Origin of the sequence: Kitasatospora saccharophila (genome assembly GCF_039529925.1) — a bacterium.
In the GTDB taxonomy this organism is placed as follows: Bacteria; Actinomycetota; Actinomycetes; order Streptomycetales; family Streptomycetaceae; genus Kitasatospora; species Kitasatospora saccharophila.
The window spans coordinates 1-14,993 of record NZ_BAAANS010000043.1; the positions used below are offsets into that span (position 1 = coordinate 1).

At 74.6% G+C, this 14,993-nt stretch carries 11 protein-coding genes, 1 tRNA gene and 1 pseudogene; 7 read left to right on the forward strand and 6 right to left on the reverse strand.

The window, feature by feature from the left end; translation table 11 throughout:
• Positions 1 to 1,098: serine/threonine-protein kinase (locus ABD345_RS27290; protein WP_344555637.1), on the reverse strand; the 1,098-nt coding region annotated here is incomplete at its 3' end.
• 393 nt (positions 1,099 to 1,491) lie between these two features.
• Between ABD345_RS27290 and ABD345_RS27295 the strand changes: the two genes are divergently transcribed.
• Together ABD345_RS27295 and ABD345_RS27300 are read left to right on the forward strand one after the other, a co-directional pair.
• The gene (locus tag ABD345_RS27295; protein ID WP_344555639.1) at positions 1,492 to 2,067 is read left to right on the forward strand and encodes a TerD family protein; all 576 of its coding nucleotides are present in this window, start codon (positions 1,492 to 1,494) and stop codon (positions 2,065 to 2,067) included.
• Positions 2,068 to 2,127: 60 nt separating this feature from the next.
• On the forward strand, positions 2,128 to 3,213 hold the full coding sequence (locus ABD345_RS27300; protein WP_344555641.1) for a DUF475 domain-containing protein: 1,086 nt from the start codon (positions 2,128 to 2,130) through the stop codon (positions 3,211 to 3,213).
• A gap of 105 nt (positions 3,214 to 3,318) precedes the next feature.
• Here the strand turns inward: ABD345_RS27300 and ABD345_RS27305 are convergent, their stop codons facing one another.
• Positions 3,319 to 4,452 (reverse strand): DUF2637 domain-containing protein, encoded by a 1,134-nt coding sequence (locus ABD345_RS27305; protein WP_344555643.1) that lies wholly within the window; start codon positions 4,450 to 4,452, stop codon positions 3,319 to 3,321.
• A gap of 217 nt (positions 4,453 to 4,669) precedes the next feature.
• Between ABD345_RS27305 and ABD345_RS27310 the strand changes: the two genes are divergently transcribed.
• Positions 4,670 to 5,413, forward strand: a complete 744-nt coding sequence (locus ABD345_RS27310) for a TerD family protein (RefSeq protein ID WP_344555833.1) — start codon at positions 4,670 to 4,672, stop codon at positions 5,411 to 5,413.
• A 52-nt stretch (positions 5,414 to 5,465) separates the two neighbouring features.
• Here the strand turns inward: ABD345_RS27310 and ABD345_RS27315 are convergent, their stop codons facing one another.
• Complete coding sequence (locus ABD345_RS27315; protein WP_344555645.1) at positions 5,466 to 6,557, reverse strand: TerD family protein; 1,092 nt, start codon at positions 6,555 to 6,557, stop codon at positions 5,466 to 5,468.
• Between the two features lie 318 nt (positions 6,558 to 6,875).
• On the opposite strand from ABD345_RS27315, the gene ABD345_RS27320 reads away from it, so the two are divergent.
• The 3 genes and pseudogenes from ABD345_RS27320 to ABD345_RS27335 all read left to right on the forward strand — a co-directional run bounded on the left by ABD345_RS27320 (position 6,876) and on the right by ABD345_RS27335 (position 11,737).
• Entirely contained in the window at positions 6,876 to 8,048 is a 1,173-nt protein-coding gene (locus ABD345_RS27320; RefSeq protein ID WP_344555647.1) for an HpcH/HpaI aldolase/citrate lyase family protein, read from the forward strand.
• Between the two features lie 326 nt (positions 8,049 to 8,374).
• Positions 8,375 to 10,887, forward strand: a pseudogene (locus ABD345_RS40355) (phosphoribosyltransferase).
• A 31-nt stretch (positions 10,888 to 10,918) separates the two neighbouring features.
• Positions 10,919 to 11,737, forward strand: a complete 819-nt coding sequence (locus tag ABD345_RS27335) for an HAD family hydrolase (RefSeq protein WP_344555653.1) — start codon at positions 10,919 to 10,921, stop codon at positions 11,735 to 11,737.
• A 172-nt stretch (positions 11,738 to 11,909) separates the two neighbouring features.
• Here the strand turns inward: ABD345_RS27335 and ABD345_RS27340 are convergent, their stop codons facing one another.
• Both ABD345_RS27340 and ABD345_RS27345 read right to left on the reverse strand, forming a co-directional pair.
• On the reverse strand, positions 11,910 to 12,128 hold the full coding sequence (locus tag ABD345_RS27340) for an FmdB family zinc ribbon protein (RefSeq protein WP_344555655.1): 219 nt from the start codon (positions 12,126 to 12,128) through the stop codon (positions 11,910 to 11,912).
• Positions 12,129 to 12,153: 25 nt separating this feature from the next.
• Entirely contained in the window at positions 12,154 to 13,461 is a 1,308-nt protein-coding gene (locus ABD345_RS27345) for a coiled-coil domain-containing protein (protein WP_425556879.1), read from the reverse strand.
• A gap of 119 nt (positions 13,462 to 13,580) precedes the next feature.
• On the opposite strand from ABD345_RS27345, the gene ABD345_RS27350 reads away from it, so the two are divergent.
• A tRNA-Val gene (locus ABD345_RS27350) sits at positions 13,581 to 13,652 on the forward strand.
• A 101-nt stretch (positions 13,653 to 13,753) separates the two neighbouring features.
• On the opposite strand, the gene ABD345_RS27355 is transcribed toward ABD345_RS27350, so the two are convergent.
• On the reverse strand, positions 13,754 to 14,860 hold the full coding sequence (locus ABD345_RS27355) for an FAD-dependent oxidoreductase (RefSeq protein ID WP_344555659.1): 1,107 nt from the start codon (positions 14,858 to 14,860) through the stop codon (positions 13,754 to 13,756).
• Positions 14,861 to 14,993: the final 133 nt, after the last annotated feature.

Genomic DNA, 14,993 nt, shown 5'->3' on the forward strand with positions numbered 1-14,993 from the left:
CGCCGGGGCGGCGCCGATCGCGGCGCTGACCGGCCCGGCCAGCGCCACGGCCACGGTCGCCGGGTGGACGGGCACGGGGGCGGGGCCGTCGGCGCGCAGCCGGACGGTGCCGGGGTCGACGGCGGACACCTCGGTGGGCGTCGGGGCGGCCGGGGCGGCGGCCAGCCGCGGGTCGGCGGGGCGGACCGGGGCCTCCAGGTCCATCACCTCGGCGGCGTGGGTGGCGAGGTCCGAGGCCAGCGAGACCGGCAGCCAGCCGGAGCGGGCCGGGGCGACCGCCTCGCCCAGCAGCGCGCCGAGCTCGGCGGGCGTCGGGCGCGCGGCCGGGTCCTTGGCCAGGCAGGCGGTGACCGCGGGCCGCAGCTGCTCGGGCAGCCCGGAGAGGTCGGGCTCGTCGTGCACCACCCGGTACAGCAGCGAGGCCGCGGACGGGGCGCCGCCGTCCTCGACGTGGTCGAACGGGCCGTGGCCGGTGGCGGCGAAGACCAGCACCGAGCCGAGCGAGAACACGTCGCCGGCCGGGCCGAGGCGGCGCCCGGCGGCCTGCTCGGGGCTCATGAAGCCGGGCGAACCGACCACCACGCCGGTGGAGGTCATCTTGTCGCCGTCCAGCGCCCGGGCGATGCCGAAGTCGATCACCCGCGGCCCGTCGGCGGCCAGCAGCACGTTGGACGGCTTGAGGTCGCGGTGCACCAGGCCCGCGGCGTGGATCGCCGCCAGCGCCTGGGCCAGGCCGGTGCCGAGGGTGCGCACCGTCTCCACCGGCAGCGGCCCGTGGCCGCGCACCGCGTCGTCCAGCGCCGGGCCCAGCACGTACGCGGTGGCCAGCCAGGGCGACTCGCCGTCCCGGTCGGCGTCCACCACCGGTGCGGTGAAGGTGCCGCCGACGGACTGCGCGGCGGACACCTCGCGGCGGAACCGTTCGCGGAAGTCGGCGTCCCCGGCCAGGTCGGCGCGGACCACCTTGACCGCGACCGTGCGGCCGCCGGCGGACCGGGCCAGGTACACCCGGCCCATGCCGCCGACGCCGAGTCTCGCCAGCAGGTGGTAGGGGCCGACCGCCTCGGGGTCGGTCCGGTCGAGCGGTTCGAACGGCATCGCTACCGCGCTCCCTCTGTTCGTCCGTGTACGTGGTGCCGCGCGATGGTTCGTCCGGCGGTCCCGGCAGCGTACCCGCCGGGTTCCGGCCACCCCCCGGCCGGTCCGCGCCGGGCCTGCCGGGGGCCGCCGCTTGATAGATTCGGCCACGATCCGCACCCCGGCCGGGGTGCGCGCGGGGCGGTCCGAGGCCGCCGGGCGGGGGCACCGGCCGGATCCGGAGGCGGAGTTCAGGAAGTTCAGTCGGGTGTGCAGCACTGCACGGCCGCTCGGGGGCGTAGATCTCTTGGGGTGCGTCCGCCGGGCGCGTCCCGCCGGCCCTCCCGGGCGGTCGGCGGCAGTCCACCGAAGCACACCCCGGGAGCCCCGGAGACGGGAGCTGGGAGGAAGTCGATGTCCGTCACCCTCGCCAAGGGCGGGAACGTCTCGCTGACCAAGGCCGCGCCGAACCTGACGCAGGTCCAGATCGGCCTGGGCTGGGACGCCCGATCGACCACCGGCGCGCCCTTCGACCTGGACGCCAGCGCACTGCTGTGCACCGGCGGCCGGGTCACCGGCGACGAGTACTTCGTGTTCTACAACAACCTGCGCAGCCCCGAGGGTTCGGTCGAGCACCAGGGCGACAATCTCACCGGTGACGGCGACGGCGACGACGAGGTGGTGCAGGTGCACCTCGACCTGGTGCCGGTGCAGATCGACAAGGTCGTCTTCGCCGTCTCCATCTACGACGCCGACGCCCGCCTGCAGAGCTTCGGCCAGGTCTCCAACGCCTACATCCGGGTGGTCAACCTCGCCGACGGCAGCGAGATCGCCCGGTACGACCTCTCCGAGGACGCGTCCAGCGAGACCGCCATGATCTTCGGCGAGCTGTACCGCTACCAGGGCGAGTGGAAGTTCCGGGCCGTCGGCCAGGGCTACGCCTCCGGCCTGCGCGGCATCGCGCTCGACTTCGGCGTCAACGTCCAGTAACCGCACCACACCCAAGTCCGGAACGGGTCGATTCCGGCAGCCAGAAAGGTAGCTGACCCCGTGTTCCTCCGTACGTTCGGATGGTCCTTCGCCATCACGATCGCCGGCCTGATCGCCGCCGGCCTGATCTGGGGGGCCGAAGGATTCGGCGTCGTCCTGATCCTCTCGATCCTCGAGATCTCCCTGTCCTTCGACAACGCCGTCGTCAACGCCACCGTCCTCAAGCGGATGAACGCCTTCTGGCAGAAGCTGTTCCTGACGGTCGGTGTGCTGATCGCGGTCTTCGGCATGCGGCTGGTCTTCCCGCTGCTGGTCGTCGGCCTCACCGCGCACCTCAACCCGGGCACCGTCATCGAGCTGGCGCTCGACTCCGGCAAGACGCACGACGGCCACACCTACGCCGAGTACCTGGAGCTGGCCAACCCGGCCATCGCGGCCTTCGGCGGCGTCTTCCTGCTGATGATCTTCCTCGACTTCATCTTCGAGGAGAAGGACTTCAACTGGCTGCGCTGGCTGGAGAAGCCGCTGGAGAAGATCGGCAAGCTGGACGCGCTCTCCTCGGTCGTCGCCCTGGTGGTGCTCGCCCTGTCCTCCCGCTTCTTCGCCGGTGACCGCGCCGAGACGGTGCTGCTGGCCGGTGTCTGCGGCCTCGCCACCTACCTCGCGGTCAACGGCCTGTCCGCGGTCTTCGAGTCCGGCCTGGAGGCCCAGGAGGAGGCCGAGGAGGAGGCCGAGCGCACCGGCAAGTCGATCGTCCAGGTCGGCGGCAAGGCCGCGTTCTTCCTCTTCATCTACCTGGAGGTCCTCGACGCGTCGTTCTCCTTCGACGGCGTGGTCGGCGCCTTCGCCATCTCCCAGGACATCTTCCAGATCACCCTGGGCCTCGGCATCGGCGCCATGTACATCCGGTCGCTGACCGTCTTCCTGGTCCGCAAGGGCACCCTGGACGACTACGTGTACCTGGAGCACGGCGCGCACTACGCGATCGGCGCGCTGGCGCTGATCCTGCTCGCCTCGATCAAGTACCACATCCCGGAGATCGTCACCGGCCTGATCGGCGTCGCCTTCATCGGCGCCGCCCTGGCCTCCTCGATGGTCCGCAACAAGCGCCAGCAGGCGCTGGAGGGCGCGGGCGCGGAGGGCTAGCGCAGCGCCCGCGACACGCCGAGAGCCGCGTCCGGCGAGGAACTTCCTCGCCGGACGCGGCTCTCGGCGTACGGGGGGTGCTGCGGGTGCTGCGGGTGCTGCGGGTCAGCCGAGCTGCTGCTCGATCGCCCGGAGCTTGCGCTCCAGCGAGTCCAGCTTCGGCATCGACAGGGTGTCCTCGTCCATCGTCAGGTCGACGCTGGAGGAGTACGGGGAGCTGTACGAGGAGGAGCTGCTGCTCGACGAGTAGCTGCTGCCGGTGCTGCTGGTGGACTCGACGGCGGCGCGGGGGCGGCGGCCGGCGTTCAGGGCGGCGGGCTCCAGGGCGGAGGCGCTCACCCGGTCGAGGGTGGTCTCCTCGGGGGCTAGGGCAGGCTCCGCTGCGGACGGGCCGTCGCTGCCGGCCGCGGCCAGCGCGGGCACCTCGCGGGCGTGCCGGGCCCGGCCCAGCACGCCGCCCTGGCGGGCGATCGCCTTCAGCTCGGCCCGCTCGCGGCGGTCGGCGCTGCGGGCGCGCAGCTTCGCGTCCATCTTCGCCTGCCGCTCCTCGCGGACCTCCTCGACGGCCTCGTCCAGGCTGCGCACGTTCTCCAGCAGCATCAGTGACCAGGCCGCGTAGGTCTCGCGCGGGGCGCGCAGCCAGCGGACCACCCGGATCTGCGGCAGCGGGCGGGGCACCAGGCCCTGCTCGCGCAGCGCCGCCCGGCGGGTCTGCTTGAGCGCCCGGTCGAACAGCACGGCCGCCGAGATCGACATGCCGGCGAAGAACTGCGGGGCGCCGTCGTGCGCGCCGCCGCGCGGCGCGTGCACCCAGTTGAACCAGGCCGAGGCGACCGCGAACAGCCACACCAGCATGCGGGAGCCGAGCGCGGCGTCACCGTGGCTGGCCTCGCGGACGGCGAGCACCGAGCAGAACATGGCCGCGCCGTCCAGGCCGAACGGGACCAGGTACTCCCAGCCGCCGGACAGGTTCAGGTTCTGCTGGCCGAAACCGACCAGGCCGTGGAACGACAGCGCGGCGGCCACACCGGCGCAGCAGAACAGCAGCACGTACGAGGCGCCGCCGTAGATGGCCTCCTTGCGACGGCGGCGCTCCTCGCTGCGCTCCCACGAGTCGCCGGACGACGAGTCCGTCGGCTTGTTGTTCTTGAAGCGCAGGAAGGCCACCAGGATGGCGGTGAACAGCAGGGCTGCACCGCCTACCACGGCCCAGACCAGCTGTATGGAGGAGAGGTTCATCGCGGGGAGGGCCTCGGCTTTCCGCAGGGCAGGGGGAAGAGAGGTGACGCACGGTACACCTGTGCGGAGAGACGATATCGCGTCCGGGGAGCGGGCATCGTACGGGAGTGACGAACCCTCTGCCAGCGGGGCGCGCGGGAGGGTTGACGTTGACTCAGGGCCCTCCGGGTGGGTATTGGAGAGGCGAGGACGTTAGCCGGTGCTGGGGGAGGACACGATGGTCTCGGTGTGGGAGTTCCTGAAGGGGGACCGCGGCGACAGCTTCGACACCGGAGGGCAGTTCAAGGTCACACTGACCAAGTCCCAGCCGCAGCACGCCATCACCGGCTCCGCGGCCACCACCGGCTACCTGTACATCAACCTGCACTGGTCGACCCTGACCGTCGACCGCCCCAGCGTGGGCGGCGCGCTGCGCCGCTTCTTCGACCCGCGGATCCTGCGCCCGCTGGCGACGGCCGACACCGGGTCCGCGCCGGTCGGCGTCGACCTCGACCTGGCCTGCATGTACGAACTCGCCGACGGCACCCGGGGCGTGGTGCAGCCGCTCGGCCGGCTCTTCGGCGACCTCAACAAGCCGCCGTACATCAAGCTCTCCGGCGACGACGTGTCCGGCGCGCCCTCCGGCGAGACCATGCACATCAACCTGGAGAAGAAGGACCAGTTCAAGCGGCTGCTGATCTTCGTCTACATCTACGACGACACCCCCGCCTTCGACCGCACCCACGCGGTGCTCACCATCGTCCCGCAGAGCGGCCCGCGGATCGAGATCAAGCTCGACGAGCGCGCCCCGGCGGCCCGTTCGTGCGCGGTGGTGCTGATCGAGAACGACGGCGAGGGCAAGCTGACGATCCGCCGCGAGGTGCGGTACGTGCACGGGTTCCAGTCCGACCTGGACCGGCTGTACGGCTTCGGCATGCAGTGGGAGCGCGGCTACAAGACCCCCTCCGGGTCCGGCAACTGACGTCCGGGGGAGGGGGCTCGCGGGCCCGGGGGTTCGTGGTCCGCCAGGTCCGCTAGCGGGGCTGGAACTGCGGGCCCTGCGGCGGCAGCGCGAACGGCGGGCCGGACTGCTGCTGCGGTGGCTGTTGCGGCTGCGGGTAGCCGTACCCCTGGGGCGGCGGCTGCTGCGGGTAGCCGTACCCCTGGGCGGCGGCGGGCTGCGGGTAGCCGTAGCTGCCGGGCTGGGACTGCGGCTGGGCCGGGGGCTGCTGCGGGTAGCCGTAGCCCGGCTGCGGCTGCGGCTGGGGGTAGCCGTAGCCGCCCTGGTGCACGGTCGGCGGGGGCGGGGCCCGGGCGGCCGGGGCGGTGGCCGGCGCGGCCGGCGGCTGGGCGGGCTGGGCCGGGTGGGCGGGCCGGGGCTCGGGGGCGGGCGGCTCGGCGGCCGGGGCGGACGACAGCGGCGCGGCCGGGGCGATCGTCCAGTCGTCCTCGTCGACCGGGGACGGCGGCGCGGGCTGCGACTGCTGCGGCTCGGGCCGCGGTTGCGGCTGCGGGGCCTGGGCGGGGACGCGCGGGTCCCCGCTGTGGTCGGTCAGGTCGACCGCGGAACCGTCCGCGTCCCCGTCGTCCTCGACCGCGATGCCGAAGTCGGTGGCCAGCGCGACCAGCCCGTCCAGGTAGCCCTGGCCGACCGCGCGGAACTTCCAGCCGCCGGACCGGCGGTAGAGCTCGGCGGCGACCAGCGCGGTCACCTGCTCGCCCTCGTCGACCGCGAACTCGGCCAGCGCGGGCGTCCCGGCGGGCGCGGTCGCGTCGAACAGCAGCACCCGCAGGTCGGGCACCGCGGGGAAGGCGCCGCCCTCGGCGGAACCGGCCAGCACCACCCGGTCCACCTCGGACGGCAGTTGCTCCAGGTCGATCTCCAGCCCGTCCAGCACCGTCCCGTCCACGACCTGCTTGGGCAGGTGGCGGACCAGGCCGGACGGGTGCCGGGGCTGGTTGTAGAACACGAAGTCCGAGTCGTCGCGAACCTTGCCCCCGGCGGTCAGCAGCAGGGCCGAGGCGTCCACGTCCGGGATGCCCGGGGTGTCCGTCCACCGCAGGACGGCACGGACGGCGGCGGCCGTCAGCGGGATGTTGGCGCCCTTCGCCATCACGTGCGTCATGGCGCACCATCCTGCCGCCTGCCGGGGGCCCGGGACAACGCGGGGCGCGGCATCGGCGCGCCCCGTCGGCGGATCGCCGCGCGGGCGTTCGCGGCGCGGTCGGTGACGGGGCTGACAATCTTGCGAGAATTCGATGTTTCGAACTCTTTCGCCGAGGTCATACGGCCGTACGATAAGCGGCCAACGGCCCCGGTGCTCCCACCCGCGACGGCGTCGGTGCTCCCCGCGAACTTTCCGGCCGCGCCGTCCGTCCCAAGGAGGGAGACGTCAGCCGTTCCCGCCGACGGCGGGCCCACCAGACCACAGCGGGAGAGCACCTTGCGCCACTTCGGGCATCTCGCGGACGACGTCCGCAGCCGGCTCTTTCACGAGCAGCCCGCCCCCTTCGACCGCGACAGCGAGGCGTCCGTCCTCGCCACCGCGCTCGGCGCCACGCTCTACAGCCCCGCCACCCGGCCCGCCCTGGCCCGCGACGTCCGCAAGCAGGCCGCCCGCGGCGTCGTCTCCATGGTGCTCTGCCTGGAGGACGCGATCGCCGACCACGAGGTGGACGACGCCGAGCACAACCTCGTCGAACAGCTCACCGCACTCGCCGCGGAGGGCGCCGACGCCGAACTGCCGCTGCTGTTCGTCCGGGTCCGGGCCCCCGAGCAGATCACCGACCTGACCGAGCGCCTCGGCCCCGCGCTGCGCCTGCTCAGCGGCTTCGTGGTGCCCAAGTTCACCGAGGACAGCGGCCTGCCCTACCTGGAGGCGCTGACCGGCGCCGAGGAGCGCAGCGGACAGCGGCTGTTCGTCATGCCGGTGCTCGAATCGCCCGAACTCGCCCACCTGGAGAGCCGCCGCGAGCAGCTGCACGGCATCGCCCGGCTGCTCGACAAGCACCGCGAACGCGTCCTCGCCGTCCGGCTCGGCGTCACCGACCTGTGCTCCGCGTACGGGCTGCGCCGCTCGCCCGACCTGACCGCCTACGACGTCGCCCTGGTGGCCGGCGTGATCGGCGACGTGGTCAACGTGCTCGGCCGGGCCGACGGCACCGGGCACACCGTCACCGGGCCGGTCTGGGAGTACTTCCCGCTCCAGGAACGGATGTTCAAGCCCCAGCTGCGCCGCACCCCGTTCGCCGAGGTCATCCCGCCCGCCGACCGGGTCCGCCAGCGGCTGATCGAGCACGACCTGGACGGGCTGATCCGGGAGATCGAACTCGACCGGGCCAACGGGCTGCTCGGCAAGACCTGCATCCACCCCAGCCACGTCGCCGCCGTGCACGCGCTGTCCGTGGTCACCCACGAGGAACTCTGCGACGCGCAGGACATCCTGCAGCAGCACCGCGGCGGCGGCGGGGTCAGCCGCTCCGCGTACACCAACAAGATGAACGAGGCCAAGCCGCACCGGGCCTGGGCCGAGCGGGTGCTGCTGCGCGCCGAGGTGTTCGGCGTCGCCCGGCCCGAGGTCACCTTCGCGGAGCTGCTGTCGGCCTGCATCGGCTGAACGGCCGCCGCGTGCCGGGCCGCTGACGGAGGGTCAACCGATCGGCTGACGGGAGGGTCGGCCGGTCGGCGTCGACGTCCTGGCCGGTCGGCGTCGACGTCCTGGCCGGTCGGCCGATCCATGCTCCCCGGCGGGCCCCGTAGGCTCGATGACGAACCGCGAACCGTGCGGGCGTGCGCCCGCGTCCGTCCCACTGGCACCACCCGTCCTTCCCGTCACCGTCCGTACCGCCCTGCCCGTCCTGCTCCGCCCCGTCCTGCCCCGCACCGTCCCCCGTCCCGTCCCGCACCGTCCCGCACTGCCTCGCTCGTCGAGAGGAGCCCCCGATGACCGCCGACACCACCGCCCCCGGGCCCGTCGGGGCCGACCCCTGGACCGGCCAGTGGGTCACCGACCGGCTCGGCCTGCGCCTCACCGGCGGGCCCGAACTGACCGGACTGATCGGCCTCGCCCTGCGGGTCAACCCGAAACGCGCCCACCTGCTGGTCTCCCGGGTGCTGGGCAAGCACGTCCCGCAGCGGCCCGCGACGGTGCACGGCGCCGGGCTCGACCTCGGCCGCCGGGTCGCCGAACTGCTCGGCCCCGAGGACGCCGCCCGCGCCGTCGTGCTCGGCTACGCCGAGACCGCCACCGCCCTCGGCCACAGCGTCGCCGACGGGCTCGACGCCCCCTACCTGCACTCCACCCGGCGGCCCGTCCCCGGCGTCGCCCCGCTCGGCGGCTTCGAGGAGGAGCACTCGCACGCCACCAGCCACCTGCTGCTCCCCGAGGACCCGCTGCTGCTGGCCGGGGACGGCCCGCTGGTGCTGGTCGACGACGAGTTCTCCACCGGCACCACCGTCATCAACACCATCCGCGCCCTGCACGCCGCCCACCCCCGCGAGCGCTACGTCGCCGTCGCCCTGGTCGACCTGCGCACCCCGGCCGACCGCGAGCGCCTGCGCGCCGCCGCCGCCGGACTCGGCGCCCGCCTCGACCTGGTCGCCACCGCCGCCGGCGGCGTCGAACTCCCCGACGGCGTCCTGGACCGGGCCCGCGAGCTGATCGCGGCCGCCCCCGCCCCGCCGCCCCCCGGCGGCCCGCCCGGCGAACTCACCCGGCTCGACCTGCCCTGGCCCGCCGACCTGCCCGACGGCGGCCGGCACGGCTTCACCCCCGCCCACCGCCGCCGCCTCGACGCCGCCCTGCCCGCCCTCGGCGCCCACCTCGCCGCCGCCGTCGGCCCCCGCCCCGGCCGGGTCCTGGTGCTCGGCTGCGAGGAGCTGATGTACGCCCCGCTGCGGCTCGCCGAAGCCCTCCAGCACGCCCTCCCCGACGCCGAGGTGCGCTTCTCCACCACCACCCGCTCCCCGGTGTTCGCCCTCGACGACCCCGGCTACGCCATCCGCACCCGGCTCGCCTTCACCGCCCACGACGACCCCGCCGACCGCTCCACCGAGCGCTACGCCTACAACGTCGCCCCCGGCACCGACCCGGCCCGCCGCTTCGACACCGTCGTCCTGGTCGTCGACGACCCCGCCGACACCCCCGCCCTGCACCACGGCCCCGACGCCCTGCTGCCCGCCCTGCGCACCGCCACCGACCGGGTGGTGCTCGCCGTTCTCCCGTCGTACCGCCCCGCGCCACCCGCCGGACGCCCCGCTGCCCGAGCATGACCCCGTACCCGTCGGAGGCACCCAGCATGACCGCACGCACCGCCCCGCCCGCCACCCGCCCGCTGCACGGCCCGGCCTTCTCCAGCTACCCGGCCGCCGACGTCACCTGGCTGCTCAAGGACCTCTCCGACGTCCACCTCGAAGCGCCCACCGAGGAGCGCGAGGAGGCCGTGCAGTCCGGCGGCGCCCACTACGCCGAGTCGCTGCCCGTCGAGTACCAGCCCAGCGCCGCCTACCAGCAGCTCTTCCACACCGCCCTGGACGCCTCCGCGACCCGGCTGGCCACCGCCGTCGGCACCGTCGCCGAGACGCTGCTGCGCGAACGCGGCCCGCACCTGGTGCTCGCCTCGCTGGCCCGGGCCGGCACCCCCGTCGGCGTCCTGATCCGCCGCTGGCTCGCCCACGCCCACGGCCTCGACGTGCCGCACTACACCGTCTCCATCGTCCGCGGCCGCGGCATCGACCAGGTCGCCCTGCGCCACCTCGCCGCCCACCACCGCGCCGCCGACGTGGTCTTCGTCGACGGCTGGACGGGCAAGGGCGCCATCACCCGCGAACTCGAACAGGCCCTGGCCGGCACCGGCTTCGACCCCGAACTCGCCGTCCTCGCCGACCCCGGCGGCTGCGTGCGCACCTACGGCACCCGGGACGACTTCCTGATCCCCTCCGCCTGCCTCAACTCCACCGTCTCCGGCCTGGTCTCCCGCACCGTGCTGCGCGCCGACCTGACCGGGCCGGACGAGTTCCACGGCGCCAAGTTCTACCGCGAACTCGCCGGGGCCGACGTCTCCCGCCACTTCGTCGACACCGTCGCCGCCGCCTTCCCGGCCGTCGCCGACGCCGTCGCCGCCGAGACCGCCCGGCTCGCCGCCGTCGACCGCACCCCCACCTGGGAGGGCTGGGCCGCCGTCGAGCGGATCAGCGCCGAGTACGGCATCGACAGCGTCAACCTGGTCAAGCCCGGCGTCGGCGAGACCACCCGCGTCCTGCTGCGCCGCGTCCCCTGGCGGATCCTGGCCCGCCGCGGCGCCGGGCCCGACCTCGACCACGTCCGGCTGCTGGCCGAACAGCGCGGCGTCCCGGTCGAGGAGACCGACGACCTGCCGTACACCTGCGTCGGCCTGATCCACCCGCGCTACACCCGCGGCGCCACCGGCGCGGACGGCACCGCCGTCCACACCTGACCCCCGCCCCCGAACGAAGGAGACCCCGCCCGTGCCGCAGTTCCTGGTCGCCAGCGACCTCGACCGCACCCTCGTCTACTCCAACCGCGCCCTCGGCCTGGACGTGCCCGACCGGCTCGCCCCGCGGCTGCTCGCGGTGGAGGTGCACGACGGCAAGGCGCTCTCCTTCATGACCGAGCAGGCGGCCGCCCTGCTCGCCGAGATCGCGGCCCTCGCCCCGGTCGTCCCCGTCACCACCCGCACCCGCGCCCAGTACGAGCGGATCCACCTCCCCGGCCCCACCGCGGACTGGATCCCCCCGTACGCGGTCTGCGCCAACGGCGGCCACCTGCTGGTCGACGGCCTCCCCGACCGGGACTGGCAGCACGAGGTCCGCACCCGCCTCGACGAGGGCAGCGCCCCGCTCGCCCAGGTCGTCGAGCACCTCGCGCTGACCGCCGACCCGGAGTGGACCCACAAGCGGCGCGTCGCCGACGAGCTCTTCGCCTACCTGGTCGTCGAGCGCGCCGAACTCCCGCCCGGCTGGATCGACGACCTCACCGCCTGGTGCGCCGAGCGCGGCTGGACGGTCTCCCTCCAGGGCCGCAAGGTCTACGCCGTCCCCGCCCCGCTCTCCAAGGGCGCCGCGCTGGACGAGGTGCGGCGGCGCACCGGCGCCACGACCGTCCTGGCGGCCGGCGACTCCCTGCTCGACGCCGAACTCCTGCTCGCCGCGGACCTGGGCTGGCGCCCGGGCCACGGCGAACTCGCCGAGACCGGCTGGACGGCGCCGGGCGTCACCGCGCTCACCGAGACCGGCGTCGGCGCGGGGGAAGAGATCCTCCGGCAGGTGCTCAAGCACGTCAGCTGAGCCCAGCGGGCGGCACCAGGGGTTCACGAGAGCGCGTATTCAGGGGCTCGGGGAACGGCGAGGCCGTGGCTGCTGACGGTTCACTGCCGTTGGGTGCGGCCGCTTCCGGTTCTGTTCACTACACGCAGCAGCACGGACCCGCCGTTCCCCGGGCCCCTGTTTTCTCCGCTCGTCAGCCGCAGCAACCCCCGCCGCAGCAGCCGCCGCCTCCGCCCCCGCCGGCGGGGGCCGGCGCGGCGGCGCCCACGCCGGTGACGGCGACGGTGGACAGCAGCTTGACGGTGTCCGGGTGGCCCTCGGGGCAGGTGGCCGGGTCGTTGGCCCGGGCCATCGGGCGGTTGAGTTCGAAGGTGGCTCCGCAGGAGCGGCAGCGGAAGTCGTAGCGAGGCATACCGAGCAGGGTACCGACGGCCGGTTCAGTGGCCGCGGATCAGCGAGACCACTTCGGCCGCGGTCTCCCGGACGGCGGCCAGCTCGGTCAGGAAGTGCCAGTAGTCGGGGTGCCGGCCGGACTCCTCCAGCGCGGCCACCGCCCGGTCCAGCCGCCCCACCGCGGCGTCCAGTGGCCCGGCGTGGCGGGGGTCGGGGGCCTGCCGGCCGGCCATCGCGAGGCGCTGGGCGTCGCGCAGCGCGAACCGGGCCCGCTCGATCTCCCGGTTCGGGTCGTGCTGCACCTCGTTGAGCTGCTGGAGCCGGTCGTTGACCGCGGTGACCGCGCCCCCGGCGGTGTCGAGCAGGGCGCGCACGGTGCCGATCGCCGCCGTCGCGTCCGCCCAGCGCTGCTCGTCGCGGGCCCGGCCGGCCTCGGTCAGCTTGCCGCGGGCGGTGCGCACCGCGTCCGCGGTCTGCGCGGGCACCCGCTGGAGGTCCTGCCAGCAGGCCGTGGAGAACCGGCGGCGCAGTTCGCTGAGCGCCGGGTCCACGGTGTGGGCCCGGTTCTCCAGGGCATCGATGCGGGTGCGCAGCGAGGTCACCCGGCGGTCGATCTCGGCGGCCCGCTCCGGGAGCTGGGCGGCCTCGGCACGGACCGCCTCGGCCCGCCGGGCGACGTCCTCGGCGCGCTGCAGGGTGGCGGGCACGCCGTGCTGGGAGACGCCCTGGTTCAGCCTGGTCAGTTCGGGCGCGAGCTCGGCCAGCCGGGTCGCCAGGTCGTCCGCGCGCAGGCCCGCGCCGCGGACCTGCTCCAGGGCGGTGGTCGCCGCGAGCAGCGCCTGCCGGGCCCGTTCGACGGCGGGGGTGACCCGGATCAGCTGGGCCTCGGCGTGGTCCACGATCGGCTGCAGGCGGCTGACGAAGGCGCCCAACTCGGCGCGCTTGGCGTCGAGTTCGCGCTTGGCCTGGTCGAGCTGCTGCCGGGCCCGGGCGACGGCCCCCGGGTCGGCCTCGGCGGACTCCAGGTCGACGGAGTCCAGCGCGCCCAGGTAGGCGACGGTGACCTGGTCGATCCGGGCGGTCAACTCGGCGAATTCCTGCTCCACCCGGCGGGCGGTGGCGGGCTCGCCCGCGGACTTCACGGTCTCCACCGCGAGCAGCGCGTCCCGCTGGGCCGAGTCCAGCTCGTAGAACGACTCCTGGGCGGCCTCCCGGGCCGCCCTGGCGTCGGCGCGGGCGCCGTCCCGACGGCCGCCGCCCCACCAGCCGCCCCGACCACCGCCACTGCTCACCGCGCGCTCCCTGCTCCGTGTCCGTCCTGCCGCTTCCTCCCTGCCATTCTTGCCGATCACCCGCCCCGCCCGGCACCCCCCGTCCCGTCCGCCCTCCGGAAGGGGGCGGCGAAGCACTCCGCGGACCAGGTAGTCTGTCCACTCGTCGTGTGACCGGCCGCGCCGGCCCACTGCGGCGGGGGCGCATAGCTCAGCGGTAGAGCGCCGCCCTTACAAGGCGGATGTCGGCGGTTCGAAACCGTCTGCGCCCACAGCGAAGAAGCAGGTCGGAGGCCGCCCCACCGTTCCGGTGGGGCGGCCTCCGGGCTTGCGGCGCGCGGGTGGGAGCCGTTGTCCCCGGCGGGGGCCGGGGTCAGGGGGCGGCGGGTGCCCCGGCGGAGAAGAGGTCCTGGTAGCGGCCGGTGAGCAGATCGCCGCCCTTGTACCGGGCGGTGGCCGCCGCGTCCAGCACCACCGGGCCGTCCGGTCCCGGGACCTGGGAGGCGCCGCCCGCCGAGCCCAACGGGACGATGATGGCCGCGGGGCCGGGGCGGTGGGCCGTGTCCGCGGGCCGGCCCGCGGACAGGGCCCGGATGTTGGCGGCGGCCACCACCGCGTGGTCCGTGGCCGCCTTGGAGCGCTTGGGCTCGGGCAGCGCCGTGATGTCGCCGATCGCGAACACCCGTGCGGAGCCCCGGAGTCGGAGCCGGTCGTCCACCTCGACGAAGCCGTCGGGGCGGGCCGCTCCGGCCAGTGCGCCCAGCAGGGCGACGCTGTTGGGGCGGACCCCGTGGCACCGGAACCAGATGTCGGCGGCGATCTGCTCGCCCGACTCGGTGGACACGGTGAACGGGGCGTCCAGGCCCGGTTCGGTCGGCGGCGGACCGGTCAGCGGGCTGCCGAGCACCAGTCGCACGCCCAGGGCGTCCAACTGCTCGCGCAGGGCGGCGCGCAGCCCGGGCAGGAACTGCCCGCCGAGGACGTCCCCGGCGCTGTCGAGCACGGTCACCCGCTTGTCCGGCCACTGCTCGACGATCTCCCCGGCGAACTCCAGGCCCACCGGGCCGCCGCCGATCAGCAGCACCCGCCGCGCCCGGGCGAGCCGGGCCCTGGTGTCGGCCTGCCGCAGCAGCGCCTCGGCGGTGTCGTCGACCCCGGACTTGGCAGGGAAGGGGTAGCTGGAGCCGCTCGCCAGGACGGTGAAGTCGGCGTCGATCCTGCTGCCGTCGGCGAGCGTCACGCCGTCCTCGTCCACCGAGGCGGCGCGCCCCCGGACGAAGCGACCGCGGGTGAGCAGCCGGTCGAAGCCGTAGTACATCCGCTCCGCCCAGGGGGCGCTGACCAGGCCGCGGAGCGCGGCGACGGCGTGCTCGAAGGAGTCCTTGGGGTCGATGAGCACCACCTCGAAGTCCGGGTCCAGGGCCTTGGCCAGGGCCGCTCCGCCGTAACCGCCGCCGATGACCGCGACTGTCCTTCCCATGTGCGTCCTCCCGCTCTCGTCTCGTGCTCGTGGGGTCGTGGTCGTACCTTCACCGCGAAGTAAAGTACAACCTGCATGGCAGATTTGTCACCGGGCGGCCGCCGGGAGCCGTGACGGCCCGGGTCGGTGCCGC